This window comes from Serratia sp. PL7, assembly GCF_945957435.1.
Map to the genome: position 1 here is coordinate 157,273 of NZ_CAMFLB010000006.1, position 15,430 is coordinate 172,702.

General features: G+C 52.0%; 15 protein-coding genes and 2 tRNA genes. 8 read left to right on the top strand and 9 right to left on the bottom strand.

All coding sequences use genetic code 11. The features are described 5' to 3' along the window. Window positions 1-285 precede the first annotated feature (285 nt). Both N6G83_RS25060 and rplY read left to right on the top strand, forming a co-directional pair. Complete coding sequence (locus tag N6G83_RS25060; RefSeq protein ID WP_211136206.1) at window positions 286-2,043, top strand: DEAD/DEAH box helicase; 1,758 nt, start codon at window positions 286-288, stop codon at window positions 2,041-2,043. 150 nt (window positions 2,044-2,193) lie between these two features. Beyond that, entirely contained in the window at window positions 2,194-2,478 is a 285-nt protein-coding gene (gene rplY, locus N6G83_RS25065; protein ID WP_024486231.1) for a 50S ribosomal protein L25, read from the top strand. Window positions 2,479-2,561: 83 nt separating this feature from the next. On the opposite strand, the gene yejK is transcribed toward rplY, so the two are convergent. Continuing rightward, a complete protein-coding gene (yejK, locus tag N6G83_RS25070; protein ID WP_024530605.1) occupies window positions 2,562-3,566 on the bottom strand; it encodes a nucleoid-associated protein YejK in 1,005 nt (334 codons plus the stop codon). A 161-nt stretch (window positions 3,567-3,727) separates the two neighbouring features. On the opposite strand from yejK, the gene N6G83_RS25075 reads away from it, so the two are divergent. From N6G83_RS25075 to N6G83_RS25085, 3 genes are all read left to right on the top strand, one after another. Next, window positions 3,728-3,955, top strand: a complete 228-nt coding sequence (locus N6G83_RS25075; protein WP_021805879.1) for a YejL family protein — start codon at window positions 3,728-3,730, stop codon at window positions 3,953-3,955. Window positions 3,956-3,964: 9 nt separating this feature from the next. Continuing rightward, window positions 3,965-5,749 (top strand): LPS biosynthesis-modulating metalloenzyme YejM, encoded by a 1,785-nt coding sequence (gene yejM, locus N6G83_RS25080; protein WP_024530604.1) that lies wholly within the window; start codon window positions 3,965-3,967, stop codon window positions 5,747-5,749. 75 nt (window positions 5,750-5,824) lie between these two features. Beyond that, window positions 5,825-5,901: transfer RNA gene (locus tag N6G83_RS25085), tRNA-Pro, on the top strand. A 314-nt stretch (window positions 5,902-6,215) separates the two neighbouring features. On the opposite strand, the gene N6G83_RS25090 is transcribed toward N6G83_RS25085, so the two are convergent. The 4 genes from N6G83_RS25090 to N6G83_RS25105 all read right to left on the bottom strand — a co-directional run bounded on the left by N6G83_RS25090 (window position 6,216) and on the right by N6G83_RS25105 (window position 8,782). Continuing rightward, window positions 6,216-6,410 carry a hypothetical protein gene (locus N6G83_RS25090; RefSeq protein ID WP_211136205.1) on the bottom strand — a complete coding sequence of 65 codons (195 nt, stop codon included), beginning with the start codon at window positions 6,408-6,410 and terminating at the stop codon, window positions 6,216-6,218. A gap of 244 nt (window positions 6,411-6,654) precedes the next feature. Next, a complete protein-coding gene (gene tolA, locus N6G83_RS25095) occupies window positions 6,655-7,107 on the bottom strand; it encodes a cell envelope integrity protein TolA (RefSeq protein ID WP_211136204.1) in 453 nt (150 codons plus the stop codon). A gap of 290 nt (window positions 7,108-7,397) precedes the next feature. Then, window positions 7,398-7,868, bottom strand: a complete 471-nt coding sequence (locus tag N6G83_RS25100) for a hypothetical protein (protein ID WP_152529962.1) — start codon at window positions 7,866-7,868, stop codon at window positions 7,398-7,400. Window positions 7,869-8,179: 311 nt separating this feature from the next. Further along, window positions 8,180-8,782, bottom strand: a complete 603-nt coding sequence (locus tag N6G83_RS25105) for a hypothetical protein (protein WP_211136212.1) — start codon at window positions 8,780-8,782, stop codon at window positions 8,180-8,182. Window positions 8,783-8,996: 214 nt separating this feature from the next. Here N6G83_RS25105 and N6G83_RS25110 point away from each other — a divergent pair, with 214 nt between their 5' ends. Further along, on the top strand, window positions 8,997-9,239 hold the full coding sequence (locus N6G83_RS25110; RefSeq protein ID WP_021178442.1) for a DinI family protein: 243 nt from the start codon (window positions 8,997-8,999) through the stop codon (window positions 9,237-9,239). Window positions 9,240-9,326: 87 nt separating this feature from the next. Here N6G83_RS25110 and N6G83_RS25115 read toward each other — a convergent pair. Together N6G83_RS25115 and N6G83_RS25120 are read right to left on the bottom strand one after the other, a co-directional pair. Further along, a tRNA-Thr gene (locus N6G83_RS25115) sits at window positions 9,327-9,402 on the bottom strand. Between the two features lie 109 nt (window positions 9,403-9,511). Then, window positions 9,512-10,435 (bottom strand): LysR family transcriptional regulator, encoded by a 924-nt coding sequence (locus N6G83_RS25120; protein ID WP_211136203.1) that lies wholly within the window; start codon window positions 10,433-10,435, stop codon window positions 9,512-9,514. Window positions 10,436-10,599: 164 nt separating this feature from the next. Between N6G83_RS25120 and N6G83_RS25125 the strand changes: the two genes are divergently transcribed. Next, complete coding sequence (locus N6G83_RS25125) at window positions 10,600-12,015, top strand: M20 family metallopeptidase (protein WP_074028146.1); 1,416 nt, start codon at window positions 10,600-10,602, stop codon at window positions 12,013-12,015. After that, complete coding sequence (locus N6G83_RS25130) at window positions 12,012-13,289, top strand: MFS transporter (protein WP_211136202.1); 1,278 nt, start codon at window positions 12,012-12,014, stop codon at window positions 13,287-13,289. The genes N6G83_RS25125 and N6G83_RS25130 overlap by 4 nt, the downstream gene beginning before the upstream one ends. Before the next feature lie 70 nt (window positions 13,290-13,359). On the opposite strand, the gene N6G83_RS25135 is transcribed toward N6G83_RS25130, so the two are convergent. Continuing rightward, complete coding sequence (locus tag N6G83_RS25135) at window positions 13,360-14,454, bottom strand: succinylglutamate desuccinylase/aspartoacylase family protein (protein ID WP_081375733.1); 1,095 nt, start codon at window positions 14,452-14,454, stop codon at window positions 13,360-13,362. Window positions 14,455-14,585: 131 nt separating this feature from the next. Further along, window positions 14,586-15,428: an A24 family peptidase gene (locus N6G83_RS25140; protein WP_211136201.1), complete on the bottom strand. Its 843-nt coding sequence runs from the start codon at window positions 15,426-15,428 to the stop codon at window positions 14,586-14,588. Window positions 15,429-15,430: the final 2 nt, after the last annotated feature.

Genomic DNA, 15,430 nt, shown 5'->3' on the forward strand with positions numbered 1-15,430 from the left:
TGAATCTGCTTTGCCTGTCGTTGTTATGATCGCATTGATCTGGTTGCTAAATATGACGCCCCGTTGTCGCACCAGGTGCAAAAAACAGGTTCGAAGAGGATGTTCGCGTAGGGAAGCCGCTTAGTATAGCGACGGAAACGATGCCATAACAGGAGTAATTTCCATGCTTCTCGCACTGCGTAGCCGCAGAAGGCATAATAATAGAAATTTTTCCGCCGTCTGAGGAGCAAAATGTCACAATTTCAGTGGAATGTTACAGCCCACTTCAGCGAGCGGTACTAACGCATGGCTTTTACCCTACGCCCCTATCAGTTGGAAGCGGTCGACGCCACCATCAAGCATTTCCGACAGCACCCTGAACCGGCCCTGATTGTGCTGCCAACCGGCGCTGGCAAAAGCCTGGTGATCGCCGAGTTGGCAAAACGCGCCCGTGGCCGGGTGTTAGTGCTAGCCCACGTTAAAGAGCTGGTGGCGCAAAACCATAGCAAATACTGCGCTTACGGCCTGGAGGCCGACATCTTCGCCGCTGGGCTACAGCAAAAAGAGAGCAGCGGTAAGGTGGTGTTTGGCAGCGTGCAATCGGTAGCACGTAATTTGTCGCTGTTCGACGGCGCATTTTCCTTGCTGATCGTCGACGAATGCCACCGCATCAGCGACGATGACGACAGCCAATACCAACAGATTATTCAACACCTGCAAAAAACCAACCCGCAGCTGCGCCTGCTTGGCCTGACGGCCACCCCTTACCGGCTGGGAAAAGGCTGGATCTATCAATATCACTACCACGGCATCACCCGTGGCGACGGCAACAGCCTGTTTCGCGACTGCATTTATGAACTGCCGTTGCGTTATATGATTAAACACGGCTTCCTGGTGCCGCCAGAACGGCTGGATATGCCGATCGTGCAGTACGATTTCAGCCGCCTGGAGGCCAGAAGCAACGGCCTGTTCAGCGAAGTGGATCTTAACCGCGAGCTGAAACAGCAAAACCGCATCACGCCGCACATCATCAGCCAGATCGTCGAATACGCCGAAACCCGTAAAGGCGTGATGATTTTTGCCTCCACGGTGGAACATGCTCGTGAAGTGCATGGCTTGTTGCCAAGTGGGGAAGCGGCTCTGGTCAGTGCAGAAACGCCGCCAGGCGAGCGTGACGCGCTAATCGAAGCCTTTAAGCAACAGCAGTTGCGCTACCTGGTTAACGTGGCGGTGCTGACCACGGGTTTCGATGCACCGCATGTCGATCTGATCGCTATTTTGCGCCCCACCGAGTCCGTCAGCCTGTATCAGCAGATCGTCGGGCGCGGTTTACGGCTGGCCCCAGGCAAGACCGACTGCCTGATCCTGGACTACGCAGGCAATCCCCACGATTTGTTCACGCCGGAAGTCGGCGTCAGCAAACCCCACTCAGACAGCCAACCGGTGCAGGTCTTTTGCCCTGGCTGCGGTTTTGCCAACCTGTTTTGGGGCAAATGCACCGAGAACGGCGACATCCTCGAGCACTACGGCCGCCGCTGTCAGGGCTGGCTGGAAGATGATGAGGGGCATCGCGAGCAATGTGACTACCGCTTCCGTTTCAAATGCTGCCCGCACTGCGGAGCAGAGAACGATATTGCGGCACGCCGCTGCCATCAGTGCCAGGAGGTTCTGGTCGATCCGGATGATATGCTGAAAGCCGCGCTGAAACTGAAGGATGCGCTAGTCCTGCGCTGTGGCGGAATGGAACTGCAAAGCGGCAAGGACGACAAAGGGGAATGGCTGAAAGCCACCTATTATGACGAAGATGGCACCAGCACTAGCGAACGGTTCCGCCTGCAAACGCCCGCACAACGCAAAGCCTTCGAGATGCTGTTCCTGCGCCCGCACCAACGGGCACCTGGCGTCCCCTTCAGTTGGCAAAACGCGGCGGACATTCTGGCGCAGCAGGCGCTGCTGCGCCATCCAGACTTCGTCGTCGCACGCAAACGCGGCCAGTTCTGGCAGATACGTGAAAAAGTTTTTGATTATCAGGGCCGCTTTCGCCGTGCCAACGAGCTGTATTAGCCCCGTGCGGCAGGTTTTCATTGCCCAGCGAGCGGCTTTCCGTTAAAATGCCGCCCGCTTTACCTGGGTTCGCCCAGTGTGAAAGCAGGTTATCGAGCCTGTTACTGGGTCGCCTGTAGCAGGGTAAATTTTCTTTTAAGAGAAAAAACAATGTTCACTATCAACGTACAAGTACGTAAAGACCAGGGTAAGGGTGCGAGCCGCCGCCTGCGTGCAGCAAACAAATTCCCAGCTATCATCTATGGTGGCGAAGAAGCTGCGATTGCTATCGAACTAGACCATGATTCTGTAAAGAACATGGAAGTTAAACCAGAATTCTACAGCGAAGCAGTAGTTTTGGTTGTCGACGGTAAAGAAACCAAAGTTAAGGTTCAGGCTGTACAGCGTCACCCGTTCAAGCCAAAACTGGCTCACATCGACTTCGTTCGCGTTTAATCGCCACGTTATCGATTTTCGGGACGCCGAAGTGAAAAACGCCGCAATTGCGGCGTTTTTTATTGGCGGTCATTCAGCGATGCTTACTTGCCGCCCGTGCGACGTTGTAACTGATCGCGCAGATTCGGTGGCGTACCTCTGATCGTCAGGGTATCGGTGGCCGCATCCCAGAAAATGCGCTCCCCCAGCAGCATCGCATCAAAGTTCAGGCTGATACCGCCGCCGCTGCCGGCAAATTTGGTCAATTGGCGTAACGTGCCGCGATCCGCCGGGAAGCTATCTTCCAGCTCGTAGCCCTGTTCGCTGGAAAACTGCAGGAAATCCTTCTCACCCACCGGGGCTATCTCTTTTGACAGTTCCTGCAGCTCGATCTCTTCACCGGCCTGCAACTGCTCATTACAGTAGCTGTAAACCTGCTGACGTACCGTCTGGCGTTCGTGTTTGCCTAGTTGAGCATCGGCACAGTAATCATCCACCGCCTGTAACAAGCCACGGTTTTGCGCTTTGGTATCCAGCCCTTCCGACGCCGCCAGGAAATCCATAAAGAAATCGGAGACCTTGCGCCCTACCCGTCCTTTGAGGAATGTCAGATAGCGCGTCGATTGCGGGTTGGTTTCCCATTCGGTCAGATCGATACGCGCTACAATGTCCGCGTGGTTGATATCCAGATAGTGGGTAGTGCGGATATCCAACTCTTCATTGACACGCGTACTGTTGCAACTGTTCAGCACCGTAATCAACAAGTATTCTACCGCCAGATAGCGGTAATGGGCGAACAGCACCACGCCACCGTCGGCAAACGGATATTTGGCCAATTCGTCGCGCAGACGGCCGGTAGCAGCACGGCTAAATGCGAGGAAATCTTCATCACCCTTACGACAACTGCGCAACGCGTCCGCCAATTCGCTTTGCTCGTTGAACAAGCCGTAAGCCTTACTCTTGGCGCTGTAAACGCGATGCAGCTCTGCCATCATCTCTTCCACCGCCGCATTGGTGGTAAGAAGGGAATCGCGCAACACCACTTCCAGCGTCTGCTCATCGCGTTTTACCAACTGGTGCAGTGCAATCTGCTCGATATCCAGACTCATGATCAATCCTCCTGTTCTTTGAGCGCGTATTCAAGCACTGACGAAGCCGAAAGACAACGGGCATGGCAATACCTTAACGATCTTCACGCTATAAAAGAGCGGAAAATCACGGCTCTATACGGTAAGATATGGGACTTTGTCGAGCTTTGAGCACAATCTTTATGCCACAATCATCTCGTTACAGTGACGAACACGTTGAACAACTGCTCTCTGAGCTGGTCAACGTTCTGGAAAAACACCATACTCCCACCGACCTCTCTTTGATGGTGCTGGGCAACATGGTAACCAATTTGATCAACACCAGTATTGCTCCCGCACAGCGGAAGACACTGGCCAGATCGTTTGCTGAAGCCCTGCAGGCTTCTATCCGTGAAGATAAAGCGCATTAATAATTACTTATGGTGACAAACCGTCAGCGTTATCGTGAAAAAGTCTCCCAGATGATTAGCTGGGGGCACTGGTTCGCCTTATTTAACATTCTGCTCAGTATCGGGTTGGGCAGCCGCTACCTGTTTGTTACCGACTGGCCGTCCTCACTGCTGGGGCGAGTCTATGCGTTGGTCAGCCTGATTGGGCAGTTCAGCTTTATTGTCTTTGCCGCCTACCTGCTGATCATCTTCCCGCTCACCTTTGTGGTGATGTCGCAGCGCCTGCTGCGATTTATTTCCGCGACGTTGGCCACCACTGGGCTGACGTTGCTGCTGGTCGACAGCGAAGTCTTTACCCACTTCCACCTGCACCTTAATCCGGTGGTGTGGGAGTTGGTCATCAACCCGGACCAAAGTGAGCTGGCGCGCGACTGGCAGTTGGTGTTTATCGCCGTACCGGTGATATTCCTGGTCGAAATGTTGTTTGCGACCTGGAGCTGGCAGAAACTGCGCAGCCTGAACCGGCGCAACTTCGGTAAACCGCTGGCGGTGCTGTTCATCTGTTCGTTCTTTGCTTCGCACCTGATTTATATCTGGGCGGATGCCAATTTCTATCGGCCGATCACCATGCAGCGCGCCAACCTGCCACTCTCTTACCCAATGACTGCGCGTAAGTTCCTGGAAAAACACGGCCTGCTCGATCAGCAAGAATATGAGCGCCGCCTGATGCAACAGGGCAATCCAGAAGCGGCGGCCGTTGAATACCCGCTCAATAGCCTGAACTACAGCGATAAAGGCAGCGGCTACAACCTGCTGATGATCGTGGTGAACGGCGTGCGTACCCAGGATTTGGCGCAAGACATGCCGGGCCTAAGCCGCTTTGCCCAGGAAAACATCCGCTTCAGTGACCATTACAGCTCCGGTAACCATGCGGACACCGGCCTGTTTGGCCTGTTCTACGGTATTTCACCTACCTATCTGGATGGCATTCTGGCCGGGCGCAAACCGGCCGCGTTGATTAGCGCACTGAGCGATCAAGGCTATCAGTTCGGCCTGTTCTCTTCAGATGGTTTCAACGCCACGCTTTACCGCCAGGCGCTCTTGACCGATTTCTCGCTCCCGCCGGAACCGTTCGTGCAGAGCGATGCTGCCACCACGCATCAATGGCAGAGCTGGTTAGCCACTCAGAGCGGAAATAGCCCTTGGTTCTCCTATATCAATTTCAGCGGTGCAAAGTTCCCCGAAGGTGACAATAAGCTCTCGCCGGAAGCCTTTACCCAACTCTATCGTACAGGCGCGAAAGACGTCGATGCACAGATTGAGCAGGTGCTGGCAACGCTGAAAGAAAAAGGCCTGCTGGATAAAACCGTGGTGGTGATCACCGCCGAGCACGGCATAGAGTTCAACGATACCGGCAAAGGCAACTGGGGAGCGGGCAGCAGCTTTAACCGCAGTCAGTTGCAGGTTCCGTTGGTTATTCACTGGCCAGGCACGCCAGCACAAACCATCAATAAGCTGACCAATCATAACGATGTGATGCGTACGCTGATGCAACGTCTGCTGCATGTGAAAACACCGGCTAACGACTACTCTCAGGGCGAAGACCTGTTTGCCGCACAGCGAAAAAACAATTGGCTCGCCACCGGTGACGGCAGCCAGTTGGTGATCACCACGCCAACACAGACGCTGACATTGGATGGCAATGGCAACTACCGTGCCTACGATCAAGACGATAACGAGATCAAAGACGAGAAACCCCAGCTAGCGCTGCTGTTACAGGTGCTGACCGATGTAAAACGCTTTATCGCCAACTAACTGCTTAAATCTAGAGCAATCGGTGAGGTAGCTGCTTGAATTTACATCTGAAAACGGTAGTATAGGGTTCTGCGTCGGCATGTAGCGCAGCCTGGTAGCGCACCGTCATGGGGTGTCGGGGGTCGGAGGTTCGAATCCTCTCATGCCGACCAACTATTTATAAAAAAACCAACCAGTTACGGTTGGTTTTTTTATGCCTGGAATTTGGCAATGGTAAAACGATGGTAAAATTGCCGGCGAAATGAGTGATTCAGCTCAATACGCCTATAGAATACTGAGCCTCTTTTACCTAGTCTGCTTATCCTATGTTTCAACAGCACTTTTCAACCTTCCGAGTTTAACCGTGCCAGCTCAACGTTATCCTGACCAGGAAAGGCGCTGCCCCTTCCTATGTTCCAACCCTATTGCGAACATTACGGAGCCGGTACGGGGCAGCATTGATTATGTTGTGGCGGCTTTGGGGATTTCAACTGCCGCCATGGCCCTTGCTGCTTGAAGTAGCTAATGAGCGCTTTATAAACTCAATCTTCGCCGTTTGCCGCCTGAGCTCCAAGATGCGTAATACGTTGAAAACGTCTGCTTTGTCGATACCTTCCTCTAAAAGCATATTGAAATCATAGAGAAACAGTGTAACTTCCTCTTTGCTAATCTCTGGCCGCATTCCGTTATCTCCTTTATGTTACCTAAATGGCTACAATGCATTAACAATCGAGGTGTAACCGGGATTTCTGCCGGGGCTGCTATCACTCCTTGGTTTCTTCGATCGGCGCAGATTAGAGCGGGTTTGCGCCGTATGACCGCACAAAGTTTTCGTTTCCCCTATAACCGAATAACCCGCACTAGGCGGGCTTGTCTGAAGTATTTATGCCGCTCTAACCAACTGAGCTAAATGGCCGGTGGTTTTATCACTCAGTCGCCCAAGGCCTGAATTCCAGTACAGCATTTTTAAAAACACTATAAACAACTTGTGATGGGGGTTTGGGAAAGGTGGTATTTGCTGTTGCCTTTATAGCTGCACGACAAAGTGCAGCATCACCATCTACAGCCTGGACATCCAGAAGCATACCATCCGGAGCTAACATGATTCTTAAATTGCATTGTTTACCAGCGTATGAATTGGCATCGTAAAAATTGCGTTGAATAGCGTATCGAACCTGCTCGGCATACTTTTCAACCCCCACCCCAGGTGCATTAGGAGTGCCGCCGTTGAGGGGAGTAAAAAGATCATCAACACTGTTTCCGGATGGCCTGGTTTTAGCCACAGAATCTGTTTTCACACACCCCGACAATAACGATGTGGCAATGACTAAAAGCAATGTCGGCAAGCCAATTTGAAATCCTATCCAAACCCTCTTCACGCTTTGTTCCTTATGGAATATCCACAGCAAAGAATAATAAACTAGCAAAAGAATTCAGAAGATTAGAGCGGTTTCTTACGCTCACGCAAAAAATGTTAATAAAAATGACAAAACCCCGCCGAAGCGAGGTTTTTTGATTAAATAAGCTACTGACTAGCAACAGGCCATACCAATGTGTCATTTCAGGCCGTTCGCCAGATTGTGTCTCTCAATGGAGAACGGTGCCATTGTGACTGTTCACAAGCACAACACTAATCAGAGACCACCAGCGATTAATAAGCCCACGAGTTTCAACTCTGCGGGCAGGCGACCATATAGAGATCGTGGACGGGCATACTCGCATCAAAACCACGCACTCTCTCTGGATCATCAATAGCCGGGTCAGCAAGCTGCTTGGCTACGTCGTCTACACTGACATCTTCAACATAAAAAGTCGCATCAGTCATTTTATTGCAGTTAAAGTAAGTCCCCATTAATACCATTTTCCCAGGGGTCGTATAGCTCTCCTGTTTATTGACCAGTGCAACAACACCATCCGCTCGTTTAGCGACGACAGCATAGCTTTCCTCAGAACGGTCAAAAACATAGGCATCATTTTCTGGATAAGTCGACCATATAGCAGACTTTTCAGCAAACAACTCTGCCAAATTAATCGCTGGCTTTAGTGCCCTTTTGTTCTCAGCATCTTGGGCAACTGCCGAAGTCACCACGCCGATGGTGCCAACCGACAGCATACCTAAAAAGAGTAGCGTTTTTTTCATGGTATTAATTCCGTTTTGAAAAAGTTTTAAATATAACAGCTTAAATAATAATCTTATGACATGTAAAAGAAGTATTGCACAGCCGATCATCTTTGCACTCAATTATGATGAGTGCATTCAAACGGACGCGCAAAGATCAATATGCATGATAAAAACCAACGGTTCATACCTTGACAATTAGTGTATAACGGCAATAGCAAGCTGCCACAGCCCACTCGGTTGCGCTGACGTACAACGCGCCATGCCGTGCCTGACGCACAAGTAACTAAAAATCAAACACCTATGTGCTCGATTTTGATGGACGGTGCACTTCACGCCCCTCTTCGGAGATAACCCACCGTCGCTAACAGGCAAAGCGAATAGCCAAATAGCTCACAACCCTCCTCCACCATATTCTTCACCACGCGGTTATACCCATCGAGCATCAGCTCATGCCATAGCAGTTGCATACCAAACAGACGTGAAAATACTAATATGCATAACAACCCGGAAAACATCATGCCGTAACTTGGGTGACTGAAGAAATGTGCTAGTCCACGTAGCGTAGCGGGCAGCTCTTTGAGTGCATAAAGCACACAGATCAGCGTTACGGCTAAGGCAAACCACACCCAGGCACCATGCCTCAGCATATCGAACACAAAGTCCATCTCGCGGATCAGCATACATAGGAAGAAGCCACCAATTAATACCCTGGCATACCGATGCTCCGCCTGACGATAAGCGGAGATAAAGAAGCTGAGGGCTATCGCCACCAGTATGATCTCTTGGGTTACCTCGGTGAGCGACGTCTCGGAGACAAAGTTATGCAGCCAATGCACGTCAATGAAGATAAGGCCCATCAAGAAGGTCAAGAAGATACCTGAGAGAAAGAAGACACACAACTTTCTAATAATTATGGATAAATTTTGCTGCATATTAAGAATGATTATCAATTTCAAGGTGACTCTATACTATTAATCTCAGCCACGGATACCGTGGCAAATAGTGCGTAATAGCTATATCGGCAGCTTTAGAGCACGCTTCCCTCAACGTTGGCCACGATAAAATTTTCGCCTCCCCCTCTTGCACTCACCCAGTCCCTTCGGTCAAAATAACTGTATACATAAACAGTAACGTTAGGGTTGGGCTATGTTCGTTGAATTGGTGTTTGATAAGCGTAATGTCGCAGGGATCCCCGGTGCCGATGAAATCATCAAGGCTGAGCTGACAAAACGGGTGCATCGTATCTTCCCGGATGCAGAGGTGAAGGTAAAACCCATGCAGGCCAACGGCCTTAACTCGGACGCCAGCAAAAGTGATCGCGAGAAGTTAAACCGTATGCTGGAAGAGATGTTCGAAGAGTCTGACCAATGGCTGGCCACTGATATTTAAAGGCCCCAAGGGCGCGGTCACTGGCTGCGCCGCATCATGGATGCCTAAAGACAAAAAACCCCAGCATTTCTGCTGAGGTCTTTTATATGGTGCCGGCTACCGGAATCGAACTGGTGACCTACTGATTACAAGTCAGTTGCTCTACCTACTGAGCTAAGCCGGCGAAATCTGTCGGAAGGGGTACTGTTTCCGTGGAGCGCAATATAATACAGCCAGACTGGAACAATCAAGCGTAATCAACAGATTATTTATCTTGTCGATTAAAAAACGGCTTATATGCCGAATTTCTCACCAATGGCCCGTTCTTCGCGACTTAGTGTCTGATTAATATAGTCCACAAACAGCTCCAAAGCCGTGCTCCGCTGCCGCCCCAGTGGTAATTGTAGTTGCAAGGTCCGCGGGCTTTGCTGCTCGACTGCAAAAGGTTTCAGGATCAATCCTTGCGGCTGCAACAACGGCATCGCGGTAAACTGACTACAGATGGTCACCGCCATCGGGGAACCCTGTAAAAAATAGTACAGCGTGGAGAAGTTATCACAGGTTAGCACTGGTTCAATGAAGGTGCCATTCATCTGACAAGAGATATCAAACAGCTGATGTACCGTGGAGCCTGGCTCTGGCAGACACACCGGATACTGGCAGAGATCCGCCAGAACCACCTGCCTGTCGGCTAATGGATGATCCTTTCTCATCAACAACAAGACCGGGGCGGGCCACGAAGCCGCTACCTCAACGCCCCGCTCTGGGTGCAAACTAAACTGCAGCACCATGTCACACTCGCCATTGCGTACCAGCCGCGCCAACGTTTTAGTATCTGCCACTGTCAGCACGAAGCTGACAGCCGGGTATTCTGCACGAAAACGCGCCATCAGTTGTGGCATCAGCATAAAGGCCACTCCATTACTACAGGCCACGCGTAGCGCAGTACGCCGTTCGGCTTTCAACCCTTTGATTTCTGCCACCGCCTGCTCAATATTCAACAGGCTTTTACGAATATGGTTTTCAAAAATCTGCCCGGCCTCGGTCAGCACCATCCCCCGCGCGTGGCGTTCGAACAATGGCGTGCCAACCTGTACCTCCAGGCGCTGGATCTGCCTGCTGATCGCCGATACCGCCACAAACAGCTGTTCACTGGCCGCACTGAGTGAACCACAGTTGGCGACTACCAGAAAAAAGCGAACCTCGCTACTCAACATGCCGTCCCTCTCCATGGTGCAAAGCTTGCCAACGAGCAAACGACCGTTGCCTTTAAAGCAAAGCTTGTTTGTTAAATGGATAATTGTGGCAAACCCCAATTTTAGCTTAGATAACAAACACAACAAGTAAAACAACGCAACGCAAACACAACGGGGAAATAATCATGACGGGTGAACAGGCCGTCGCTTTGGCGACAGCGTATTTTGACAGTGGCGAATTCCGCCGCATATTGGCGCGGCGCATCGCGCTGGCCACCGAAAGCCAGCGGCATGACGACGATGCCGGCATTTTGCTCTATCTCGAACAGGAAATCATGCCGCCGTTACGGGCACTGGGTTTTGAGTTGCAACTGTTCGATAACCCGGAAGCGGTCAACCGCCCGTTTCTGATCGCCGTACGCATTGAAGATCCTGCATTACCCACCCTGCTGAGCTATGGCCACGGCGATGTGGTTTTCGGCGACGACGAAAACTGGCGCGCAGGCCTTTCGCCTTGGGAGTTGAGTGAAGAAGGCGACCGTTGGTACGGCCGTGGCAGCGCGGATAACAAAGGGCAGCACAGTATTAACCTGGCGGCGCTGGAGCAGGTTTTCCATGCACGCGGGGGTAAACTAGGGTTCAACTGCAAGCTGATTGTTGAAATGGGCGAAGAGATCAGTTCCCCTGGGCTAGCGGCCATTTGCCAGCAACAACGCGAATTGCTGCAAGCCGATCTGTTTATCGCCTCCGATGGCCCACGGCTGAATGCCACACAGCCCACGTTGTTCCTTGGCTCACGCGGCTGCATCAATTTCCGCCTCAGCATCCACGCCAGGGATAACGCCTATCACTCTGGCAACTGGGGTGGATTACTCAGCAATCCCGGAACACAACTGGCTAATGCCATCGCCTCTCTGGTTAATCAACACGGTCAGTTACAGGTTGCAGCGCTGAAACCCGCCCCTCTGGATGACAACCTACGCGCCATTTTGCGCGATCTCAGCGTTGGCGGCCAAGCTGGCGATCCGGCGATCGATGAGAGCTGGGGTGAAGCTGGCCTAACCCCAAGCGAGCGCCTGTATGGTTGGAACACGCTTGAAGTGCTGGCCTATCAAACGGGCAACCCGGCTCGGCCAATGAACGCCATTCCCGGCAGCGCCACGGCAGTATGCCAACTGCGCTTTGTGGTCGGTACCGACTGGAAAAATCTGGTCAACCATATCCAGCAGCATCTGCAATTACACGGCTTTGGCTATGTGGAGGTGGAATGGCTGCACGGCTCACCGGCCACCAGGCTCAATCCACAAGATCCACTCGTTCCCTGGGCACTTGAGATCCTGCAACAAACCAGCGGCAAAAAACCCGCATTACTCCCCAACCTGGGCGGATCGCTGCCTAATGATGTGTTTGCCGATACGTTGGGATTGCCCACGCTGTGGATCCCCCACTCCTATCCAGCCTGCGGTCAACACGGGGTTAATGAGCATATGTTGAAATCCATCGCTCGTGAAGGATTGCAGATCATGACTCGCCTGTTCTGGGAGTTGGGCGAAAATGGCAGCACGATCCTGGCACAACGCCGGGCAGGAGAGTCCTCATGAGCGCGATAGCCCAACAGGAGAGCGTAGCGGCCAAGCCCAATTTGTATAAAACGCTGTTTGCCACCTGCATCGGCAACGCGTTGGAATGGTTCGATATCGCGGTTTATGGCTTTTTCGCCAGCTATATCGCCCACGCCTTTTTCCCTACGGAGGATCCGGCCGTTTCATTGTTGCTGACTTTCGGCAGCTTTGGTGTCTCATTCCTGATCCGCCCACTGGGTGCTGTGGTGCTCGGAGCCTACGCCGATCGGGTTGGCCGCAAGAAGGCACTTTTGATGTCCATCAGCCTGATGCTGCTTGGCGGTGCGATCATCACCTTTATGCCTTCTTATGCCACCATTGGGCTGGCGGCTCCGCTGATGATCCTGATTGCCCGACTGATTCAGGGTTTTTCCGCCGGTGGGGAGTTTGGCAGTTCAACCGCCTTTCTGGTCGAACACTTCCCGGAGCGCAAGGCGTTTATCGCCAGTTGGCAGTTTGCCACGCAAGGCGCCAGTACGCTGATGGCTTCCGCCTTCGGGTTAGGTATGACCCACTGGCTGACAGAAAGCCAAATCCAGGACTGGGGCTGGCGTATTCCCTTTGCTTTTGGGTTACTGATCGGCCCGGTGGGGCTCTATATCCGCCGCCATGTACATGAGCCAGCCAGCTTCGTACAGCAGCAGAAACCCGAAGCACCGTTAAAGATGCTGGTCGGTAATCAAAAAAATCTGCTGTTGTTGGCCATTGGACTGATGGTGATTTCCACCGCCATCAACTACATGTTGAATTATGTACCCACCTATGCCACCAAAAACCTGAACCTGTCCGGTTCCGCCGCCTTTAGTGCGACCCTGTTAGCCGGTGTGATTTTAACGGTAGTCACCCCGATAATGGGATTATGGGCGGAAAAAGTCGGCCGCCTGCCGTTAATGTGGGGTTCGCTGATCCTGCTGCTGCTGACTATTTACCCGGCATTCCTGCTGGTGGTGAACCATACTTCGCCAATGATGCTGATGTTGATGGTTGGCTGGCTGGCCTTGCTGAAGTCCATCTACTTCTCGACGGTGCCTTCGGTGATGGCCGATTTGTTCCCGATGGCAACACGGGCCAGCGGGATGGCAATCAGCTACAACGTGGCGGTGACGGTATTTGGTGGCTTTGCGCCGCTGATCTGCACCCTGCTGATCACCGCAACCGGGACCAGCCTGGCACCAAGCTATTATCTGATGATGATGGCTCTGCTGAGCGGCTGGGCACTGTTAGGTAGCAGAAAGCATTTGCGTTCGGCCTGATAACCCCCCCAGGCTAATCCTATTTACCCCCTTGAAGAGATCCTCAAGGGGGTAAATAGCTCTTCGTCAATTAGCAACCATTGGCACACTGAGGCTCAGGATTGTTGAACAGGATACGAACCAGCAAAGCCCTCGGTTCGCGCAATGGATCATTGCCGATAGCTAACACTCGACCATCATGGGTCGCGGTATATTCCCGAATGATATCGCCAAAAGCATTACGCTGAACGGCTACTTTCTGCCCTTTGACCACCGAATCGCCGACGTTAACCAGAATCTCGGTAAATCCACCAACCTCAGCTCGGATCGAGCTCATTTCATTACCGATAAAGGTTTTTTGCTCTTTAGCCGTTGCCCCTAATGTTCCGGCTGTCATGCCTTGTTGAACCATCAGGTTACGCACCCCTGTCAAGCTACGCGCGATAAGTTCAGGTTGATAAAGCTTGGGCTTGCCAATTTCGAGAGTAATAGCAGGGATCTTGTTTTCAACGAAGGTGGTTTCGACAGAGCCTTTCTCACCAGGATCGGCTTTAATCTGGTCCGCCGGGAACAATTCAGCCATTTGCTTCACCTGCGGGTTACGGTAATCCGCATAGATGAACAAGGGATATTCGGTACCCCGGCTCTGCGTGTGCATATCAACGAACAGGGTGGCATTGCCCGCCCACAAATTATTCCATAACAGCCAAGCCTGCTGTTCGGCGGCGTTACCTTTTTCCTTGCCCGGCCAGACCCGGTTGAAATCGACCATATCCCCCCCATCATTGGCCAACTGCCAGTTTCGGTTATTGGCCAACATGCCAGAAGGATTCGCGCCCACGGCACCGATCACACTGCCTTTCAACTCTGCGGGATCCAGCTTTTCAAATACCTGCTGTATCACCCGGGTGCCATTTAGTTCATCACCATGGACCGCCGCTTGTAGACCCAGCTTAGGACCAGGTTGTGCGCCTTTGGCCACCATAACGGGAACATACCAGTGTTGACCGATCCCATTGCTGGTCCCCTGGAACATGAAGCGATAAACCTTTCCTGCCTCCAGATCGTCTACATCCAACTTGCTGATAACCGGATTACCCTCAATTTTATCTCCGGTATAAACCGTTGCCGCCTGAGCATTAAGCATCCCCGTAAGCAACACCGCCAACATCGTAACCTTATGCATAATTATTCCCTTTAGTATCAGTAAGTAACACATAAAAAATTTTTAATCATTGGTCAACCGACTAGCAAAAGCCGTACTTCAGGAACAAGACTGGGTGCGCTTACCAGTGCCTCTAATCAAGGCATAGGCGCTTAAAAGCTCCAGGGTAAAAACATATTGGCCGCGCCCGACACGGCGAGCCATGGACCAAAGGCTAACGGTTGATTAAGGTCTTGTTTTGCCAACCCTCGCTGTATCAACGTAACCAGCAGACCACTGGCCGCTGCAACCAAAATCACCTGTGGCAACGCTTGCCAACCTAACCAGGCCCCTAACGCCGCAAGTAATTTAAAATCACCATAGCCGAGAGCCTCTTTACCGGTTGCCAGCTTGAATAGCCAGAACACGCTCCATAGGCAGACATAACCTGCCACTGCGCCAATCGTCGCCTGTTCCAACGAGGCAAAATGCCCCTGAATATTGAATAAAAGTCCGATCCACAGCAGTGGCAACGTCAGCACATCTGGCAAGAGTTGTGTCTGATGGTCAATAACTGCCAGCGTCAGCAAAAAAGAGAGCAATATCCAAGCCCCCAGCAAGGGGAAACCTAGCGGGAATATAAGCGCCGTCAGCACAAACATCATAGCCGTTGCCACTTCAACCAGCAGGTAGCGCCTTGGGATCCGCTCACCACAGCAACGAGCCTTCCCCTTTAACAACAGAAAACTCAGCAGGGGTATATTGTCCCTGGCCGCAATAGGATGCTGACAATGCGGGCAACAGGAATGCGGTAATAGCAGATCAAAGCGCGGTATGGATTCAGGTAAGGGCAGCGCCAGTTGCACGAGCGCCTCGCGCTGCCATTGCTTCTCCAGCATCACCGGTAATCGATAAATCACCACGTTCAGAAAGCTACCCACTATGGCCCCAAACATCCCCACGACACCCAGCCAGAGAAGGGGAAATGCAACAGTAAAATCCAGTAATAAACTCAAAA